Below are 20,044 nucleotides of genomic sequence, written 5' to 3'. Positions count from 1 at the left end.
AACACCCAATCCCAGTATCTTAGAAAGAATTCACAAACTTTCACTCCATTAACGGGATTTTAGTTACAATTAATTAGGGCTTCCAGTAGAAGTCTTAAACCCTAATTAAAGAATAAAAATTTGTTAAGTATTCGCTGTGGTCACGTTAAATTTAATAATATTGAAGCTATCTTATTCGATAAAGATGGTACATTAGAAGATTCTCAAAGCTTTTTACGGGAATTAAGTATTCGTCGCGCTCGTCTTATTGATGCTCAAATTCCTGGCATTGGGGAACCTTTATTAATGGCTTTTGGTCTACAAGAAAATAGACTCGATCCAACAGGTTTAATGGCGGTTGGTAGTCGTCAAGAAAACTTAATCGCGGCGGCAGCTTATATTGCTGAAACAGGACGCAGTTGGTTTGAATCTTTAGCTATTGCTCAAAATGCTTTTACTGAAGCTGACAAATATTTGCCAAAAAATCGGACAACTTCCCCTCTATTTGCGGGCAGTTTAGATGTGTTAAAAATTCTCTCGGATGCTGGATTAAAATTAGGCATTCTCTCGGCTGCCCCTACTTCTGATGTGGAAAATTTTGTCAAGGAACATCAATTATCTAACTACATTCAATTAATGATGGGAGGAGATCAAGGACTGACTAAACCTGATCCTAGGTTATTCATTCAGGCTTGTCAACTTCTTGAAACTACCCCCAATGTAACCCTAATGGTAGGAGACTCCCAAGGAGATATTATCATGGCTCAACAAGCAGGAGTAGCGGGAACTATTGGTATTTGTTGGGGAAATTCTCATGCTCCTCATTTAGAAAAAGCTGATGTTATTATTACTCAACTTGAGCAAATTCAACTAGACTAATATTCTAGATACCCCTAAAAAGTCTTAAGTACCGAAGCAAAATTAATTGCACAGTCAAGGCACGGGTTTTGATATAGTCGTAATGGTTGAGTAACAACGGTAGTAAGGGCGGGTTTATTGAAATTTTTTGTGAGAATCATTGATTTATGTAAAAAACCCGCCCCTACAAATTTTGTGTAATTAATTTTGTGTACCTACTTAACTATGATTGATTTGATTATTTGATTGACTATGATTCTTTAATAATTTATCTTATAATTAGATAATTTGTTATTTTTCACACTTACTTACTTAGCTTTCTCAACTATTTTTCGTTTATCAATGCGAATTAATTGATAGAGTCCTTCTTTTTTAATTATTTCATAATCAGAGGGTTCTAACTTCAATTTTTTGAGATATTTTTGTTCACTTATAATTAAAACAGTAGGGATATTTCCTGGTTTACTAAAATATTGAAGTGCTGGCCCATTATCAATATCGGATTCTGTGATTGAATCTACCACATCCTGAGTGTAATAAACTAAAGTAGGACGCATAAATCCAAAAAATACTAATCTTTCTCCTGGTTGTCTTTCTTGCTTGACTATACTAGAAAGTTCTCTTAAAGGGAGTTGACGTTGGTTATCAACAATGCCAGCAACAGGTAAGCCAACCCAAGCAAAAAAAGCCATGAAACCAACTAAATTAGCTGCCCAAATCCAACGGCGATAGTTACGGAAAACTAATAAAATTATGGCACCTAAAGCAGCAAATGACCAAATTAAACCGCCTTTAATGGCTAAATTTGACTGTTGTAATAATTGCACAAATTGGGGCATCATAGCATCATCCCCAATCAGTTGAGGACTCATGAAACTAGCCGCAGCAAGTCCTATTAAAATCCCAATATTAGCTAGTCCACTAACTAAAAATAATAATGTCCAAATACCTTGTTTTTCCTCAGTTTTATTGTCTACTTGTTCAGCCCAAAATAAAGTAACAATGATAGCTGTTGCAGGTATTAAAGGTAAGACATAACCCGCTAATTTAGTCACTGAACTAGAGAAGAAAACGAAGATAACAACCACCCAAAATAAGCAAAATAAACCTAAATGAGTGGAACGAGGGGAATTTATCCAACGTTGTCTTTGCCAAAATCTTAAACGTGCGATCGCTAAAGGTAAATACATTGACCAAGGTAATAAACCTACTAATACCACAGGAAAATAATAATACCAAGCCCCCGGATGACGACTGACTACACTGGTAAATCTTTGTACATTATGTAAGCCAAAAAAGGTATCAATATATTCTTGTCCGTGGGCTAAAGTTACTAAAATAAACCAGGGAACTGAGATTAACAAAAAACTACTAATTCCTAATAGCCAAGGAGTCTCTTTAACGACTTCTGTAAATCGTCCTACATACAACAGAAAAGTAATAACAATTAATCCAGGTAGTACGATGGCAACAGGCCCTTTAGCTAATACCCCTAAAGCCATAAATACCCAGAAGGCAATATACCAAACTTGTCCAACTGATAAGATTGATTTTTGATGGTTTTGTTCTTTTTCTGAATAAGCATAACCCAAGAAAAAAGAGAGTAGAGACATTCCTATTCCACTAGCAAGGAACATATCAGAAACTCCCGTTCTTCCCCAACCAACCCAAAACGGATTTAAGGCAATAATAGCTGACCCAATTATGGCAGATAACCATAAAGTTTGTTGAGATGGCTGACTTGATGATTCAGCTTTTTTAGGAGTAGATAAACCAAAAGATCGTAAAGTATAAAATCCTAATATTACTACCGCGATCGCAGCTAAAGTAGAAGGCAGTCTAGCGGCAAATTCATTAATACCAAATACCTTAAAAGATAGCCCCACTAACCAATAAGTTAAGGGGGGTTTATCAAAGCGAGTTTCTCCATTCCAATAAGGCGTTACCCAATCTCCTGTAACTACCATTTGACGGGCTGCTTCGACAAACATTGGTTCAGTTTTATCCATTAAACCAATGTCACCTAATTTAGCAAGAAAAGCTACATAACTAATTAAAAATAACCAAAAAGAAGAAAAAATCCAGATTTTTTTAGGATTCTTTTTCCATAACTTTGATAGATTTTTTTCTTCTGTTTCTAAGGTAAGATTATCCATATTTTAAAATCAGTATTAAAGTTTATTAGTTTAAGAATTACGATACTTTTTCTCAACTCTTTTTAAAAGAGTAATAGAAAACATAAAGCCTAGATAAGCGACCCCACATCCTGCAATTAAATCCGTTAGCCAATGAATATTCAAATAAATACTAGCCCAACCCATCATTCCTGCTAAGATTGTAGCAGCAATATAAGCATAAATCCCCCATTTTGGAAAGTAAAAAGCGATAAGATAAGCGAAAAATAAATATAGCATAAAATTGCCAGAAATATGACCACTAGGAAAACTTTTTCCATGAACATCAATAACCCCTGGTGCTGGACGAATACGCCCAAACCAAGGCTTAAGAATCTTATCAATTAATAATAAAACTCCTAGACTAGAAATTCCTAAAACAAAGGCTTCGTTCCAGAGGCGTTTCCAACACAAAAAAATTAAAGCAATTAAAACAACAAATACTGCTACTTCTGCTTCTCCTAAAAAGTAAGATACTCTGGCAAGTATCATTAAACTAGGATGATGAAAATGACGTATCCAGTCTAAAAAAGCATGATCCCAAGCATCAAGATTTCCTGAGATAACTTCTAAAGTTAACCAGACTAATAATAAGAAAGTAATCAGACAAAAAACTAAATCTTTGTTAATCTTATTAAGGGTATATAGTCTTAGGTTTAGCTTCATATTGTTAGAAGTTTAAAAAGAACAAGAATAAGTATCATCACATAATAACATTCTGATTTTGAAAAAGCTTCACCTTAGTTTAACCTATGTCCATTATGATGACCTTTAGAAGACATTCGACTAATTAGTAACGATAAATAAATACAATATTAATCATTAGTTAAACCTATGAAACCTTTAAACCATTGCACCAAAATTGTCGCTACTATTGGCCCAGCTAGTAGTTCCCATTACTTTACTACAAGATTTACAAGGTACTAAAATTAGTATTGGACAGTTAGCAGAGGGTCAAATCTTTCTCAGAGACGGAGAATGGTTAACTTTAGTTCCGGTTGGGGAATATGTTAGATAGTATGAGAAGAAGCAATTTATTTAATCTTTAAAAACTAGAATAACCACAAGATGTTGAAGCGATCGCCATTACCAAATTTTAGCCATCACCAACTCAAAACCTGACAATTCAGGTTCACCCCTAACCGTGTCAGGAGCATTCAAAATTACGAGTTCCTGATGAGGACGATAGATATACACCTTGCGGTTTTGGCGATCAATTAACCAGCCCAATACAGTACCATTATCAATATATTCCTCCATCTTTTTCTGCAAACTGGATACTGTATCACTCGAAGAACGTAATTCAATGACAAAATCGGGACAAATAGGGGCAAAAGACGCTTTTTGTTTTTCTGTTAAAGCATTCCAACGTTCCAATTTAATCCAAGCCGCATCGGGAGAGCGAGTTGCTCCATTGGGCAGGGTAAAGCCCGCACTAGAATCAAAGCCAAGCCCTGTTCCATCGAGTTCTGTCCAGTTCCAAAGTTGGGCGGCGATATTAAAATTCCGATTGCCAGTATCGGAAAAGGCAGGAGGCATAACGATCACTTCTCCACTCGCAGTACGTTCAATGCGTAAATCTCGATTCGCTAAACAAAATTCATAAAATTGATCCTCTGTCATCGGCATAATCCAAGGAAGATCAATCATCATAGGAGTCGAGGTCGCTTGTACAAGTAATGTCGTCATAGTGCTTCTAACCCTTATTAATTCCTTATTTTATGGATAAGTCGGGTAACTAAACCGGATTTATTATTCATCTTCAAATCCTGTTAATTAGCATTTTTGCCTCAATTAACCCTTCAAACAATCCACGCCCCTCTATACTTCTTAAAAGGGGATCTGAGGCTCTTTCTGGATGGGGCATCATCCCTAAAATATTGCCTTTTTTATTAATAATTCCGGCAATATTATCAAGAGAACCATTAGGGTTACTCTCCTCATTAATTTCCCCTATTTGACTACAATAACGAAACAAAATTTGACCGTTATCTTCTAAACTTTTTAAAGTATCTTGATCTGTATAATAACGGCCTTCTCCATGAGCAATAGGAACCGTAATCACTTGATGATTAGAGTAAGGTTTTGTCCAAGGTAACTGATTATTTTCTACCCGAATAGGAACACGGTCGCAGATAAAATGTAGATCTCGGTTACGAATTAAAGCCCCTGGTAATAATCCCACTTCTGTGAGTACCTGAAACCCATTACAAATCCCTAAGATAAATTTACCTTGCTCAGCGTGTTTAATAATAGCTTGCATCACCGGAGAAAAACGAGCGATCGCCCCACATCTGAGATAATCTCCGTAACTAAACCCTCCAGGAATAACCACCACATCAAGATCATCAAGATCAGTCTCTTGATGCCATATCATACGAGTAGACTGATTAAGCAATCCATCAGTAACAGTAGCCACATCCCGATCGCAATTTGATCCAGGAAAAACAATAACCCCAAACTTCATAATTTACCCCATCAATAGTTGATTAGAAGTGACAGTTGTGATCTCAAAACGATAATTTTCAATCACCGGATTAGCTAATAAACGATCGCACATTTCATCTAACTGTTGTCTTGCGTGAGATTCATCCGTAGCTGTCATGGTAAGCTCTATATACTTGCCAATTCTCACCTGTTCTACCCCTTCATATCCTAACTGTTTTAATCCAGACTGGACTGCGGTTCCTGCCGGATCTAAAACTGACGGTCTAAGGGTAACATAAATACGACATTGATATTGTTGAGACATTAGATATAAGTGATTAGAACATCTTCTCCATTTTGACATTATCTTGTCTCTAATTGCGTTTTTTATGGAAATAAACCGTGCTTATTGCCACAAGTACGGGAGAGATAGGTTTCAACCCGTCAGCTTAAACATCAAAATTTATCTCCCGCTTACTAAAGGGTAAATCTTGATTAATTGCATCAATTTCTTCTTGTTCCATACGATTAATCTCTGGCATATAATGTTTAAGAATTTGGCTCATTTTAGGGTCATAAAAACGATGTAAACTATAATTAGGAGTAGCCGGAAAACCTCGCCGTTTTTTGTGTCTTCCTCCTGCACCAGGGTCAAACCTTTTTATCCCTTCATTAATACTCCAGGCAATAGGTTGATAATAACAAGCCTCAAAATGTAGACAATCATATTCTTCAAAACATCCCCAATAACGTCCATATAAATTGTCATCTTTACGCAAACAAAAAGACATTCCTACTGGATGTTTATCATCCTTTTCTGTATAAGCTGCCACTAAAACAACTCGATGACTATAATGAGGATAAAGCTGTTCAAAAAATTGACGAGTTAAATATTTACTCCCCCAATAAAATTTTTCACAGGTACTACTATAAAATTGATAAATTAAGGGAAATAAATGACTTGGTATTTCTTCCCCTGTCATCACTTTTATACTTAAACTAGCTTGTTCAACTGCTTTTCGTTCTCTTTTAATATTACGTCTTTGATTGGCATTAAATAAACTCAAATAATTATCAAAACTATTAAATTCTTGATTTGACCAAATATAACTATGATGTAACCAAGAATTAAACCCATAACTTTTCATTATTTCTCCCCACTCAGGATCAACAAATAAAAAATTACATCCAGAGAGTTGATGGTGAACGCAAAAATTATCAATAGCTGCTACCATTAACTGAGTAATAGACTCTTCATCTTCTCCTGGTGCTATTAAAAAACGATAACCCTCCGCCGGAGTAAAAGGAGTCATTCCTAACAATTTAGGATAATAAGATATACCCAACCGATGAGATAAGTTAGCCCACTGGTTATCAAAGACAAATTCCCCGTAACTATGCCCTTTAATATAAAGAGGGGCAGCAGCGATAAGTTGTCGATCACGCCACACAGTTAAATGAATGGGTTGCCATCCTGTGCGGGGTGTAGCACTTCCCGAAGTTTCAATATTATTAAGCCATTGCCACTCTAAAAAAGGCGTTTTTAAGGGTTTAGCTAAGTCATCCCACACAGATTGGGGAATTTCTGACATTTTTTCTATCCAAGCGACAGAATATTGGGGTTTAATTTGTTTAAACATGAATTACTAAGGAGAGATGCTATTAATAGGGTAATCAATATTGTTTACAAATGCACTTGATAATGGAGAAAAATTTCTTGCCCAATTTGAGTTACATTCAATAAGTTTAAGTGTTTGGCTTGCTCAGGGAGAAATCCTAGTCCTTCGACGGGTGTGGAGGAAGTTGTTCCTCCCAAAATAAGAGGGCAGACTGTTAACCATAATTCATCAATTAAATTATCTTTGAATAAAGAAGCTACTAATTCCCCTCCCCCAAGAATTCCTACTTTATTTAATCCTAATTGTTTGAGTTGTTTAAAAGCATCGATAAAATCTATTTTTAAGTCATTTTTTGTATTAGTTAATAAAATATTATCAAATCCTGAACTATTATTATTTATCCAGTTATTTTTTCCCTTATGAGTCGTGAGTAACCAACGGGGAACAGGTTGAGAAAAAAAACGTAAATTAGGGTCAATTTTCCCCGAACCAGAGACAACAATATGGATCGGTTGAGGAGGTTTATTCTGTTGTTTTCGGTTAGCTAACAAATCAAGATTAGTAACGGGCAAACTTGTACCATAAACCCTTAAGGTTCCTGCTCCAAAAATAATTCCATCAACGAGAGAAATTTGCTTTTCTAAATGATTTTTATCCGCTTCAGAGCCAAAACTAGCTAAACTTCGCTGAAAATCGGAAATTTTTCCATCGGCTGTCATGGCTAAAACTACAGTGGTATGGGGTCTTTTTGGTTCTATCATTAACTAAGTTATTTGAGTAGTTATTTTGAGTTAAAATAGCAATTAACTCTATTGTATTCTATGTTGCCAAACTTCTCCTCTTCGGTTAATAACTAAAATGTCATTACCCATATTTAAAACAAATCTATCCTCATTTCCTGTTGCTACTGCTGCTCCTCTAATTTGATAAGCACTGTCAATTTGTTGCTCCACATTATGTACCCAAACTTCTCCTTTTCCGTTAACTACTAATATTTTATCTCCCATTGTTAAAATATAGTGATCTTGATTTCCAGTAGCAACGGCAGCCCCACGAATTTGATAAGCACTCTCAATTTGTTGCCCTACATTATGAGCCCAAACTTCTCCTCTTTGATTAATTACTAATATTTTATCTCCCATAGTTAAGACATAACGATCCTCATTTCCCGTAGCCACAGCCGCCCCGCGAATTTGATAAGCACTCTCAATTTGTTGACCTACATTATGGGCCCAAACTTCTCCATTTCTGTTAACAACTAATATTTTATCTCCCATTATTAAGACATAGCGATCTTCATTTCCTGCGGCAACGGCAGCCCCACGAATTTGAGATGCATTATCAATTCGTTGACCCACATTATGGGCCCAAACTTCTCCATTTCGGTTAATAACTAATATATTATTCCCCATTGTTAACACATAATGATCATTACTCGCTGTTGCTACAGGGGGCCCAGGAAGTTGGGAAGCATTATCAATTTGTTGGGCAATTTCATTATTTCTAATTAGTTCTTGATCTGGGTTATCAATTACTTTTGAAAATTGTTCTAAAGCCAAAGCATGAGGTAAAATTGGGGCTAAGGTTATAATACTTCCTGCTATGAAAATCACCCTAAAAACAGAGCTTATGTTGTTTTGATTATAGATAAATTTCATGATTTATACTCTTATTTTTACTTTAAAATCATTTCTATTTTAACCATTTTTATTTTTTTTGTCAATAAAATTATGTTGCTAAATAAGTAGGTAGACAAAATGAATTACACAAAATTTGTAGGGGCGGGTTTTTTACATAAATCAATGATTCTTACCAAAAAACTAGATAAACCCGCCCCTATTACCGTTGTTACTCAACCATTACGACTATATCAAAACCCACGCCTTGACTGTGCAATTAATTTTGCTTCGGTACTTATAAATATTATTTGACAAAATTAACAGATTATGATTCAATCCAGCTTGCAAAAGTTTGACTAAATTTTTCTAGAGAAAGTAGACTGATACTGAGGTCATTTTTCCCGATAATTCTTGTTTGTTCTGTATTATATCCCCAATCAGCTAAAAATAACTTAATTTCACTTAAATCAGGTTGTTTTTGAATGGTTTGTAAAGTTTTTAGTAAATCCTCTACAAACCATAATTCCTCAGCCTTAATTGAGTTCTCTTGTAGTAATTGACGAAGGGTTTGATATTTAGGTTGTTTAACTTCTTTACCTAGAATATTTTTTTCAGATAAATTAATCCCTTGTTGTTGTAATAATTCCTGAACAAAACGACCCTCTTTTGTTGTAACAATATAGACAGAGGTCGCACTCTTAAGAACAGTTTCTAATTTTAAGAGAATCCCTGGATAAAATTGATGTAACTTTAACCAACCTTGTAAATCAGTTTTAATCCAATTATCTCTCACTCCATCTAATTGAGCCATAACAGAGGTTTTATTCAAAGTTTCTTGCTCAATAATTTGTTGACAAATATTAGCCCAATCTGTTTCAATTTGATCACGAGCATAGTCTAACACTAATGCTCTTAATAAAATAACCATTTCCCATCCAGTTTCAATTACTGGACGTAATTGATAAAAATCTTCAGAAAAATTATCTAAATTCTCAGAATTATCTGGCCATATTTGCTGATAAGTTCGTTGTGTAGTTTGAAAATATTCCAGTAAACCATTACAAATCACCCCATCGAAATCTAGGGCTAAAATTTTCGGAAAAATAGAAGAAACCATAAAAAAATGTCAACGCTTCTTAAAAAACTTCACTGCCATGATGACATAATATACCGCTTGAGGATACTATAGCAGAAGTCAAAAGTTCTGGGAGCGCGAATAAGCTGTTACGCATCTAAAGCCCGTCCTATTCGACTGATGGGGTGATGGTTTGATGGTTTGTTTCCTAATCTGCCAATATACAGTTTAAAACCGACATTTTAAGATGGGAACAATCGCGGGTTTAGAGAACAATCATCAAGTACATAAATTTTATAAATCAGGAGTTAACGATTGCTGTGTTAGACTTAAAACAAATACGAGAAAATCCAGAGCAAATTCAAGAATTGCTGCATCGTCGCGGTATATCCCCAGAATACGATCTTAATCCTATTTTAGAACGGGATGGTCAACAAAGGGAATTAGAACTCATTCGTACCCAATTACAAGCTCGTAGCAACGAAATTGGTAAGCTAATTGGCCAAAAGATGAAAAGCGGGGGCAAAGACAAGGAAACAGAAATAAACGCCCTTAAAGACGAAGGAAATCAGATTAAAAGTAACTTAAACGAGTTAGAACCCCAAGAAAAAGAGTTAAAAGCTCAAATTGAAGCTTTATTATTACAATTACCTAATCTTCCCAGTTTATCAACTCCTATTGGTAAAAGTGAAGCAGATAACAGAGAAATTCGTCGTTGGGGAGACGAATATTTACCCAAAATAGAAGTCCTTCCCCATTGGGAAATTGCCGAAAAATTAGGAATTTTAGAGGTAGAAAGGGCCGTAAAAATAGCCCAAAGTCGTTTTATTGCCTTGATGGGAGCGGGAGCAGCATTAGAACGAGCTTTAATTAATTTTATGTTAGATACTCAAATTAAAGCAGGTTATGTTGAAGTAATTCCCCCTGTTTTAATTAATAGTTCTTCCTTACAAGGAACGGGACAACTGCCTAAATTTGCTGAAGAAAGTTTTAAATGTAGTGAAGATGATTTATGGTTAGCTCCTACTGCCGAAGTTCCCGTCACAAATCTCTATAGTGGAGAAGTTTTAGAAGCTGAACAATTGCCCATTAAACACTGTGCTTATACCCCTTGTTTTCGTCGAGAAGCTGGTAGTTATGGCAAAGATACAAGAGGTTTAATTCGACTCCATCAGTTTAATAAAGTAGAATTAGTTAAATTAGTTAATCCTGAAACATCCGAAGCAGAACATCAAGCATTAGTCAACAATGCAGAAGCCATTTTACAAGCCTTAAAATTGCCTTATCGTGTCATTGAATTATGTACAGGAGACTTAGGATTTGGGGCAACTAAATGTTATGATATAGAAGTTTGGCTACCTTCATCAGAGACTTATAGAGAAATTTCTAGTTGTTCTAATTGTTGGGATTTTCAAGCCAGACGAGCTAATATTCGTTTCAAAGAAAAAGGCAAAAAAGGAACCCAATATGTTCATACATTAAACGGGTCAGGATTAGCTGTTGGTCGCACTATGGCGGCAGTTTTAGAGAATTATCAACAATCTGATGGCAGTATCAAAATTCCTGATGTTCTTCAACCTTATTTACAACGAGATCTGTTATAAAGGATAAGGTGGGCAATGCCCACCCTACTATATTAATGCTAGTGACGATTAAGAAAAGATGGTAAATTGACTTTAGCTTTAGCCGCATCTTTTTTACGTTCAATGGAGAAACTAAAAGGAACAGGACTATTCATTACTAAAGATTGACGACTCGGTACCATCATTCCTGGAGATTCTTGGCTGGTTTCTCGCCCCCTTTCTGAATTTTGGGCAATTTCCGGCATCTCTTGAGTTATATTGAATAATTCTTCTAGAGTTTCGTCTATACTAGAAATAGATTTCGGGGACACACTAACCGATGACTCACTCTCATCAGGAGACTGACCTTGATTAGACCAAGGTTGAATCGGCATGATTTTCGGGTCTAAGATTGGGCCACTACTCTGGGCAATAGCAGGAGTTTGAGTCTGAGCTTTGGTAGCGCAATTGCTCAAACATTCATCTAAAGCCGCTTTATATTGTAGGGTATACCGTTGTTGTCGATGGAGTCGGGTTTGTAATTCCCCTACTTGTCTTTGACTGATAATCAGTTGATTATTTTTGTCTTGATACTCCTCTTTAATCAGGGCGCATTCTCGCTCTAATTGGGCAAATTGTTGTTGAATCGTGTTTAATTGTTCGATAAGTGTCCCAATTTGACTTTTTTGTCGTTGATTATTATCTTGAGACGCTTTGAGTTGTTCGAGTAAGTGACTACTTTGCTCTTGTGGGTCAACTTTCTCTAATTCAATTTTACGCGATCGCTGAATCTGCTCTCTTAATTGTTGTCGTGAGGTAGCTAAAGCTGATTCTAGCTGTACAACGGTTTCGAGGAGTTCTTGATTTTGTCCACGTAATTTACGGGCTAAATTAAACCAATCTCCTGGGTTTGTGGTCTTATGGTCTGTAACCGCTAAAGATTGATTCTCATCAGTTTGGGGCATCTCCTGTGCTAATATCTCATCATACAAGATCTCAGGCTGAATTGCCTCTGTCTGAGGTTCTTTCCATAAGGGATTTTCTACCCTCATCTGTACATCATACACAATTTCAGGATGAATAGCTTCTGTCTGAGGTTCATTGACAGAAGAATTATTGGGGTTAGACATCCCCCAAAATGGCTTTTCAGAAGGATTAAGGTTAGTCATAGGCATTTACTTTAGCTCTATGAGCATAGATGCTATTGAACTCGATTTAGTTTCCTAATATTTATCCTGACGACTTCTTAATTTATCTCTTACCAAAAACCATAATTTTTTGATTCGTAAATCTAAGGAAAAACCACGACGAGTTTGGATAACAAGAGTAGATGCTATGCGATCATGAAACGCTTGACTAAATTCTTCATCTCCTAAAGCAACTCCACAATTAATTAATAGGGGAGAAATTAATAATAGCATTGATAATCCATTTCTAACATTAATACTTAAACCAACCATTGCTAATAAAGCAGCCCCTCCTAATATTCCTTCTCGTTTAGCTAATTCTAATAATCCCGGAATTCGCTTCAATCGAGCATCGATAACTTTCATATCAAAAGCCCAACTTCCTAGACTTTGTCCTTGATTTTTTTCTACTAAAATAACTCGTAAAGCAAACCAAATAAAGATAAAAATCAAGTATTTAATAATACCGCTAACGAATGAACTGATAAACCAAACAGTGACAAAATCTAATAAAAAAGCATAAGCTCGACGTTCAATTGGTACTTTAGGAAAACGCTGGGAAAGAGGGAGTAAATTATTAGAGTCCATAAATTAATTTTAGCATAAAAAGACAGATTGAAAGGCTTTTACTTTTAAATCAATACCTGTAATTGCTGTCCCAACCACCACTGCATAAGCTCCATAATCTAAAGCTTTTTTTGCTTCTTCTGGTGTACTTATACCTCCTTCAGCAATCACAGGAACTTTCAATTGTTTGACCATTTCTTGTAAGAGTAAATATCCAGGAGGTGATAAATTTTCCGTTTCTTTAGTATAACCATAAAGAGTGGTTCCTACTAAATCTGCTCCTGCTTCTGAGGCAGAGATCGCACTTTCTAAAGTGTCTACATCTGCCATAACTAATTTACCTAATTCTTGATGAATATAGTTAATTAATTGAGGAACAGTTTCTCCTTGAGGACGTTCTCTGAGGGTAGCATCAATGGCGATAATATCTGCTCCTGCTTGGGCGATCGCCAGAGCATCATTACAGCAAGGAGTAATATAAACATCATAACCTGAATAGAGTCTTTTCCATAATCCAATAATCGGAATATAAGGTAATTGTTTTTGTACTTCTTCCACATGAGAAGGGGTATCAACTCGGATAGCTTTTGCCCCTTGATTAATAGCTGCTTTAGCCATAGCCGCGATGATTTTAGGATCATGTAAGGGAGAGTCTACGGGAGCTTGACAAGACACAATTAGGCTAAATTTAGATAATTTCATGGTATTTTTTTTATTTTATTGATTTGAAATTTTGTTTTTTCTTTTTTATATTATATCATAATTTATATCATTGTCTAGTGCCATTAAAGCATTAATTCTTTTTAATAAAAGATTTGGTTGAATAGGTTTTAAAAGATAATCATCAATTCCCCTTTGAGAAATTTTTGTCCATTCTTTAGAGGAGATTTGATCACTTAATAAAAGGGTTTTAATAGATTTAGTTTCTGCAGTTTTTTTAATGTTTTCGCTAATTTTATAAGCATCAGTTAAATCTTGATCTAAAATAACAATACTGGGTTCTAAAACGTCTATTCTTTGAATAGCACTTCCTCCTTCTGTCAACCAAATAAACTGATAATTTGCCGCAATTAATAATTCCCCGATTAAAGTAGCTATTTCTTCATTACTTTCGATTAAAATAATACTTCTATTACGATTATTAAAAGATTGTTCTGTTTCTGAAGGATTAGACGATTTAAGTAGACGTTGAGGTTGATTTGGCAATCTAACCGTAAAAATTGATCCCTCTCTGAACACTGATTCTACCTCAATTGTTCCCCCATGAAGTTCAACTAATTGTTTAGTTAATGCTAACCCTAAACCAGTGCCTCCATAAGTTCGTCTGCGGGAGGTTTCTAACTGTTGAAATGATTCAAATAAAAGGGGTATTTTCTCTTTAATAATGCCAATTCCTGTATCTTCTACCTGAAAAATTGCCTCATTACCTTCACGCCATAATCTTAAAATTACTGTTCCTTCTTCCGGGGTAAATTTAAGAGCATTATTCAACAAATGATAGAGAATTTGTTTAACTCTTTCTGGATCAGCTAAAAATCTATCTTCTTCAGGATTTATTTGAATGTCTAATTCTAATTTAATCAATCTTCTTTGCGCTTCTTTAATGACTTGTTGTAAGACGTTTTGAGCAATATAAGGTAAAGAAAATTCTTGAATCACTAAAACACACTTACCTGCTTGGAGTTTAGAAAATTCGAGAATCTCATTGATCATATCTAACAAATGTTTGCCACTATCTTGAATTGTTTGCAGATATTGTCGTTGTTTTTCTAAAGAAAAAGAACGATTTTCTCCTGACCAATGTAATAAAGTTCCTGATAACCCAATAACACAAGTTAAAGGAGTTCTTAATTCATGACTCATATTGCCCAAAAATTCAGTTTTCGAGTAATTAGCTGCTTGAGACGCTAAAAGAGTATCTCGAAGTTCTTGAGTTCGTTCAATTACTCGTTGTTCAAAAGTCTTTTTTTGTTGTTGAACTTGAGCATATAATTGAGCTTGATAAATAGCGATCGCTAAGTGTTCTCCAATTTTACCTAAAAAATTCTTTTCATTTTCCAACCATTTTCGTACCTTAAAACACTGATGAGCAATAAGCAGTCCCCACAGAGTTCCTTCAACTACAATAGGAGCAATTAATTTAGCTTTTATCAAATATGTGTTTAAAAATTGTATAAGACAAAAAGAACTAGAATAAGCAATTTCTACATCTTCAATAGCAACAATTGATCCTTGTTGATATTTCTTGTGATAATCAGGTAAATTTGTAAAACAATCATCTTGTGGTTTAATATTTAAAAGAGAAGGAATACTTTCCGATAATCTTGATTCATAAGTTACCCGTCCGAAACTTTTATTAAGGTTAGTATCATCTAAATTCAATAAATTTTTATCTCCGAATTCATAAATCACTAACCTATCTACTTGTAAAAAACTTCTTAATTCCCTAACTGCTGTTTCTAAAATAGTTGATAAATCTAAACTTTGACGAATTTGACCAATGACTTGATTGAGTAATCTTTCTTGGGCAATTTGTTGTCTGAGGGCATCTTCTATTGGTTTACAAACAGGCGAATTAGTATAGATATCTTCAGAATCTTCCCAACAGTCAGGAGTTAAAATATTAACTAATCTAGCCATAAATAAAGCTTGCATGGCTGTATTTTCAGATGATTGACTAGGGGAAAAAGTAGTGAAATGATCTGCTAGACTAGGAAAATCTGCTATTAGTTGTTGAGTAAAATTTGCGATCGCCTGATTATCCCAAGTAATGCTAACCTCATAAGATAGGGTTGTCGGATCAAACATTCCCTGTAATAATGCATTAAAGTTGGGAGAAATCAACAAAGAAAATCGTTTATTTTCTGAACTTTCTAAGGTAATTAGGGCTTCTGTAATTAATTTTACCTCTGATATTCCCATTGTCACTAGCTGTCGCCAGAGGGAACACAATTCCTCAAAGATCCTCACCGGTAGGGTTCGACGTAAGATAGAGTCTTGGAAGAGATTCATTAGTTTAGGGACAACTACAACAAAGCAGACATAATTAAATCTAGGATCGCCCTATTTGTCTATCCTATCCTGAAATCTAATCTTTTTTACAGATAAGGAGTCTCAATGCATAGAATAGCTGCTACCCCTGGTGGTTGGAACCCGCAGGAAGATGGGGTTATCTTAATTGAACAAAATCCGGCTCCAATTATTATTATAACGGCAGCCGATACGGATATTCAAACTTTAGCAAGTTCTCTCAAACATTTACCTTCAAATTTCCCTCAAATACGGGCTATTAATCTTTTACAATTACAACAACAATTAAGTATTGATCATTATGCTGATACTATTTTATCTGAAGCAAAAGTCATTATTTTAAGATTATTAGGGGGCAGATCTTATTGGTCTTATGGTTTAGAAGTGGTCAAAGAAATTGCCGAATCTACCCAAGCTTCTTTATTCATTTTACCAGGGGATGACCGACCTGATCTGGAGTTAATGAGTCATTCTACTGTTAGTTTAAATAATACTCATACTTTATGGCGTTATTTAACAGAAGGTGGACTAGAAAATTGGGCTAATGCTTTAAAATTTATCTCTGATATTGTTTGGCAAACTAACTATAATCCTCCTTGTCCTAAAATTGTTCCTAATGTTGGTTTATATGCTTATTTACCTCAACTTAATAATCTAAAAACTGTTGGCATACTTTTTTATCGTTCCCATTACTTGGCGGGCAATTTATTACCCATTGATAGTTTAGCAGAAAATTTATTCAATCGAGGCTTTAATCCCTGGCCTATTTTTGTCTCATCTTTACAAGATCCTGCCGTTCAATCCGAATTTTTATCCTATTGTCAATCTTTACCACAAGATTCTTTACAATTAGTATTAAATACTACCAGTTTTTCTATTAATAAGCTTAATTCTGAATCTTTAGATCAAGACAGTATTAACTTATGGCAAACTTTAAATATTCCCATTTTACAAGTTATTTTAAGTAGTGGAACTTTAGAACAATGGCAAAATAGTTTTCAAGGTTTAAACCCCAGAGATGTAGCTATGAATATTGCTTTACCAGAAGTAGATGGAAAAATTATTACTCGCGCTGTTTCTTTTAAATCGGTTCAAACTTGGAATAATAAATTAGAAACTGATGTTATTATTTATCAACCTGTCCAGGATAGAATTAACTTTGTCACAGATTTAGCAGCTAATTGGATATCCTTAAGAAATACTCCTATATCTCAGAGAAAAATTGCTTTAATTCTTGCTAATTATCCTAACAAAGATGGTAGACTTGCTAATGGAGTAGGCTTAGATACTCCTGCTAGTTGTATCGAAATTCTTAACGCTTTAAAATTAGCAGGTTACAATATTAAAGATATTCCAGAAACGGGAGATGAGTTAATTCAAAGATTAACGAAAGGGATCACAAATGATCCAGAAAGTCAACATCTACGTTCTATTTATCAAACTCTTTCCCAAGAAGAATATAAAAAATATTTTCATAGTTTACCTGTGTCAGTTCAAACAGAAATTAATCAGCGTTGGGGACATATATCTGAATGTACAAACTTTTCTGATTTTCCTATTCCTGGTATTCAATTAGGGAATATTTTTATTGGTATCCAACCTTCAAGGGGATATGATCTTGATCCTAGTTTAAGTTATCATGCCCCAGATTTAGAACCAACTCCCCAATATTTAGCTTATTATTATTGGTTAAAATATCAATTTCAATCCTTAGCTATTATTCATGTTGGTAAACATGGTAATTTAGAATGGCTACCTGGAAAAAGCCTTGCTTTATCATCAACTTGTTACCCAGAAATTACCTTAGCAACTATCCCTAATTTTTACCCTTTTATTGTTAATGATCCAGGGGAAGGTTCCCAAGCAAAACGACGTTCTCATGCTGTTATTTTAGATCATCTTACTCCCCCCTTAACCCGTGCCGAATTATACGGTGATTTAGAACAACTTGAAACCCTCATAGATGAATATTATGAGGCACAAACTCTTGATCCCTCACGCTTAAAATTAATCGGCGATCGCATCACCCAATTAATAAGCGAAACTAACCTCAATCAAGACTTAGGAATTAAAGAGATAAATAGTAATACTTTATCTCAATTTCTTACTCTAGCAGACGGTTATTTATGTGAACTAAAAGAAGCCCAAATTAGAGACGGTTTACACATCTTAGGAAAATGTCCCCAAAATACCCAACTCCGAGATCTAATCATCGCCATTGCTCGTTATCCTAGCTTAGATCGTCTCGGTTTAACAACCGCGATCGCCCAAGATCTCAACCTACAAATAAACCCCCTAACTGCAAACCCAATAGACCCCTTTTCTTTAAAGGAAACAGGGAACAGGGAACAGGGAACAGTGAATGGATTAGAAAATGATTTAGACCTCTCTCAATCTCATTTTCATGGAAAAAAGGGTGAATCAAATGAGAATTTTATTGGCGCAAAATTAAAGAAATGTTACATCTTAGGAGAGGTTATTGAAGTATTAGAAGAATACGCACAAGAAATAGTTGAAAATTTAATTAAAAATTCCACAATTTTTCACAAAATTGAGCTTCCCAACACCCAAAAAGAACTAGATTGGATACAAACATTTTTACTTCCTAAACTATATCAAACTCCCCAAGAAATAACTAATTTACTTAAAGGATTAGACGCTAAATATATAACCAGTGGCCCATCTGGGGCCCCCACCAGAGGCAGACCCGAAGTTCTCCCCACCGGACGCAATTTCTACTCGGTAGACATCCGTGCCATCCCCACCCAAACCGCTTGGGACGTAGGCAGAAAAGCCGCAGAAGCCCTCATTGAACGCTATACTCAAGATAATGGAGAATACCCCCAAACTCTCGCTATTTCCATCTGGGGAACCTCCACCATGCGAACAGGAGGGGATGATATTGCTCAAGTTTTGGCCTTATTAGGAGTACAACCGATTTGGGATGGTATGTCCCGTCGAGTTGTAGACTATGAAATACTTAGCCCATCAGTCTTAAGGCGACCCCGTGTGGATGTAACGGTACGGGTATCGGGCTTTTTTAGGGACAGTTTCCCCAACTTACTACATCTAATGTACAATGCGATCGCTGATGTGTCAAGCCTAAATGAAGAAAAAGACATCAATCCTTTAGCTGCAAAAGTGCAAGAAGAACAAGAATTTTGGCAAGAACAAGGGTTAACAGAAGAGCAAGCAAAACTGAAGTCATGTTATAGAATATTTGGGTCAAAACCGGGTGCTTATGGGGCAGGTTTACAGGGATTAATTGAAGCACAAAATTGGAAAAATGATGAAGATTTAGCTAAAGCTTATCTTAATTGGAGTTGTTATGCTTATGATAATAAAGGGGTAGGTCATGCCGTTCCTGAAGTGTTTGAAAAACGTTTAAAACAGTTACAAATTGTCTTACATAATCAAGATAATCGAGAGCATGATTTATTAGATTCTGATGATTATTATCAATTTCAAGGGGGTTTAACGGTTGCTGTAAGGGCGTTAAGTGGCAAAAATCCTCAAGTTTATTTTGGGGATAATTCTATTGCTTCTAATCCTAAAGTTAGGTTATTAAAAGAAGAAATTGCTAGGGTATATCGTTCTCGTGTTATTAACCCAAAATGGATTAAAGGTGTCATGAGACATGGTTATAAAGGTGCTTTTGAAATGGCGGCAACGGTTGATTATTTATTTGCTTATGATGCGACAGCAAACTGTGTGGAAGATTTCATGTATCAAGGAGTAGCTGAAGCTTATTTATTTGATGAGGTTGTACAACAATTTATTCAAGATAAAAATCCTTGGGCCTTACGAGATATGGCCGAAAGATTATTAGAAGCAAATCAACGAGGTTTATGGCAAACTGTTGATAGTAAAACCTTGGATAATTTACGGGATATTGTGCATCATGCAGAGAGTAAAATTGAGGGAGAATAATTAATTTTTTAATATGT

Annotated in this window: 17 protein-coding genes; 4 read left to right on the top strand and 13 right to left on the bottom strand. The window is 35.3% G+C overall.

Going from position 1 to position 20,044, the window contains the following annotated elements; translation table 11 throughout:
* Positions 1–120 precede the first annotated feature (120 nt).
* The gene (locus AsFPU1_RS10140) at positions 121–858 is read left to right on the top strand and encodes an HAD family hydrolase (protein ID WP_124972404.1); all 738 of its coding nucleotides are present in this window, start codon (positions 121–123) and stop codon (positions 856–858) included.
* Between the two features lie 287 nt (positions 859–1,145).
* Here the strand turns inward: AsFPU1_RS10140 and AsFPU1_RS10135 are convergent, their stop codons facing one another.
* Both AsFPU1_RS10135 and AsFPU1_RS10130 read right to left on the bottom strand, forming a co-directional pair.
* Complete coding sequence (locus AsFPU1_RS10135; RefSeq protein WP_124972406.1) at positions 1,146–2,993, bottom strand: ArnT family glycosyltransferase; 1,848 nt, start codon at positions 2,991–2,993, stop codon at positions 1,146–1,148.
* A 30-nt stretch (positions 2,994–3,023) separates the two neighbouring features.
* Positions 3,024–3,677: a phosphatase PAP2 family protein gene (locus AsFPU1_RS10130; RefSeq protein ID WP_124972408.1), complete on the bottom strand. Its 654-nt coding sequence runs from the start codon at positions 3,675–3,677 to the stop codon at positions 3,024–3,026.
* A gap of 196 nt (positions 3,678–3,873) precedes the next feature.
* Here AsFPU1_RS10130 and AsFPU1_RS10125 point away from each other — a divergent pair, with 196 nt between their 5' ends.
* Positions 3,874–4,029, top strand: coding sequence for a hypothetical protein (locus tag AsFPU1_RS10125; protein WP_227873396.1), 156 nt, complete (start codon positions 3,874–3,876; stop codon positions 4,027–4,029).
* A 68-nt stretch (positions 4,030–4,097) separates the two neighbouring features.
* On the opposite strand, the gene AsFPU1_RS10120 is transcribed toward AsFPU1_RS10125, so the two are convergent.
* The 7 genes from AsFPU1_RS10120 to AsFPU1_RS10090 form a co-directional block, all read right to left on the bottom strand.
* On the bottom strand, positions 4,098–4,700 hold the full coding sequence (locus tag AsFPU1_RS10120) for a Uma2 family endonuclease (protein WP_124972410.1): 603 nt from the start codon (positions 4,698–4,700) through the stop codon (positions 4,098–4,100).
* A 73-nt stretch (positions 4,701–4,773) separates the two neighbouring features.
* On the bottom strand, positions 4,774–5,478 hold the full coding sequence (gene purQ, locus AsFPU1_RS10115) for a phosphoribosylformylglycinamidine synthase subunit PurQ (protein WP_124972412.1): 705 nt from the start codon (positions 5,476–5,478) through the stop codon (positions 4,774–4,776).
* 3 nt (positions 5,479–5,481) lie between these two features.
* Entirely contained in the window at positions 5,482–5,763 is a 282-nt protein-coding gene (purS, locus tag AsFPU1_RS10110; RefSeq protein ID WP_124972414.1) for a phosphoribosylformylglycinamidine synthase subunit PurS, read from the bottom strand.
* A gap of 124 nt (positions 5,764–5,887) precedes the next feature.
* The gene (locus AsFPU1_RS10105; RefSeq protein WP_124972416.1) at positions 5,888–7,078 is read right to left on the bottom strand and encodes a GNAT family N-acetyltransferase; all 1,191 of its coding nucleotides are present in this window, start codon (positions 7,076–7,078) and stop codon (positions 5,888–5,890) included.
* Positions 7,079–7,122: 44 nt separating this feature from the next.
* Positions 7,123–7,818, bottom strand: a complete 696-nt coding sequence (locus AsFPU1_RS10100; RefSeq protein ID WP_124972418.1) for a RibD family protein — start codon at positions 7,816–7,818, stop codon at positions 7,123–7,125.
* Between the two features lie 48 nt (positions 7,819–7,866).
* Positions 7,867–8,715 carry a hypothetical protein gene (locus AsFPU1_RS10095; protein ID WP_124972420.1) on the bottom strand — a complete coding sequence of 283 codons (849 nt, stop codon included), beginning with the start codon at positions 8,713–8,715 and terminating at the stop codon, positions 7,867–7,869.
* Positions 8,716–9,001: 286 nt separating this feature from the next.
* Complete coding sequence (locus tag AsFPU1_RS10090; RefSeq protein WP_124972422.1) at positions 9,002–9,793, bottom strand: HAD family hydrolase; 792 nt, start codon at positions 9,791–9,793, stop codon at positions 9,002–9,004.
* Positions 9,794–10,071: 278 nt separating this feature from the next.
* On the opposite strand from AsFPU1_RS10090, the gene serS reads away from it, so the two are divergent.
* Positions 10,072–11,355, top strand: coding sequence for a serine--tRNA ligase (serS, locus tag AsFPU1_RS10085; protein WP_124972424.1), 1,284 nt, complete (start codon positions 10,072–10,074; stop codon positions 11,353–11,355).
* Positions 11,356–11,393: 38 nt separating this feature from the next.
* Here serS and AsFPU1_RS10080 read toward each other — a convergent pair whose 3' ends face one another.
* Genes AsFPU1_RS10080 through AsFPU1_RS10065 form a run of 4 tightly spaced genes read right to left on the bottom strand, consistent with a single transcriptional unit; the run spans position 11,394 to position 16,079 of the window.
* A complete protein-coding gene (locus AsFPU1_RS10080; RefSeq protein ID WP_124972426.1) occupies positions 11,394–12,482 on the bottom strand; it encodes a hypothetical protein in 1,089 nt (362 codons plus the stop codon).
* A 54-nt stretch (positions 12,483–12,536) separates the two neighbouring features.
* Entirely contained in the window at positions 12,537–13,088 is a 552-nt protein-coding gene (locus tag AsFPU1_RS10075; protein ID WP_124972428.1) for an RDD family protein, read from the bottom strand.
* 9 nt (positions 13,089–13,097) lie between these two features.
* Positions 13,098–13,769 carry an N-acetylmannosamine-6-phosphate 2-epimerase gene (locus AsFPU1_RS10070; RefSeq protein ID WP_124972430.1) on the bottom strand — a complete coding sequence of 224 codons (672 nt, stop codon included), beginning with the start codon at positions 13,767–13,769 and terminating at the stop codon, positions 13,098–13,100.
* Positions 13,770–13,814: 45 nt separating this feature from the next.
* A complete protein-coding gene (locus AsFPU1_RS10065; protein WP_124972432.1) occupies positions 13,815–16,079 on the bottom strand; it encodes a hybrid sensor histidine kinase/response regulator in 2,265 nt (754 codons plus the stop codon).
* A 105-nt stretch (positions 16,080–16,184) separates the two neighbouring features.
* Here AsFPU1_RS10065 and cobN point away from each other — a divergent pair, with 105 nt between their 5' ends.
* Positions 16,185–20,027 carry a cobaltochelatase subunit CobN gene (cobN, locus tag AsFPU1_RS10060; protein WP_125061096.1) on the top strand — a complete coding sequence of 1,281 codons (3,843 nt, stop codon included), beginning with the start codon at positions 16,185–16,187 and terminating at the stop codon, positions 20,025–20,027.
* Positions 20,028–20,044: the final 17 nt, after the last annotated feature.

This window comes from Aphanothece sacrum FPU1 (genome assembly GCF_003864295.1).
In the GTDB taxonomy this organism is placed as follows: Bacteria; Cyanobacteriota; Cyanobacteriia; order Cyanobacteriales; family Microcystaceae; genus Aphanothece_B; species Aphanothece_B sacrum.
The sequence above is the reverse complement of the archived record's forward strand: the minus strand, read 5'-3'. Positions and strand labels throughout refer to the sequence as shown.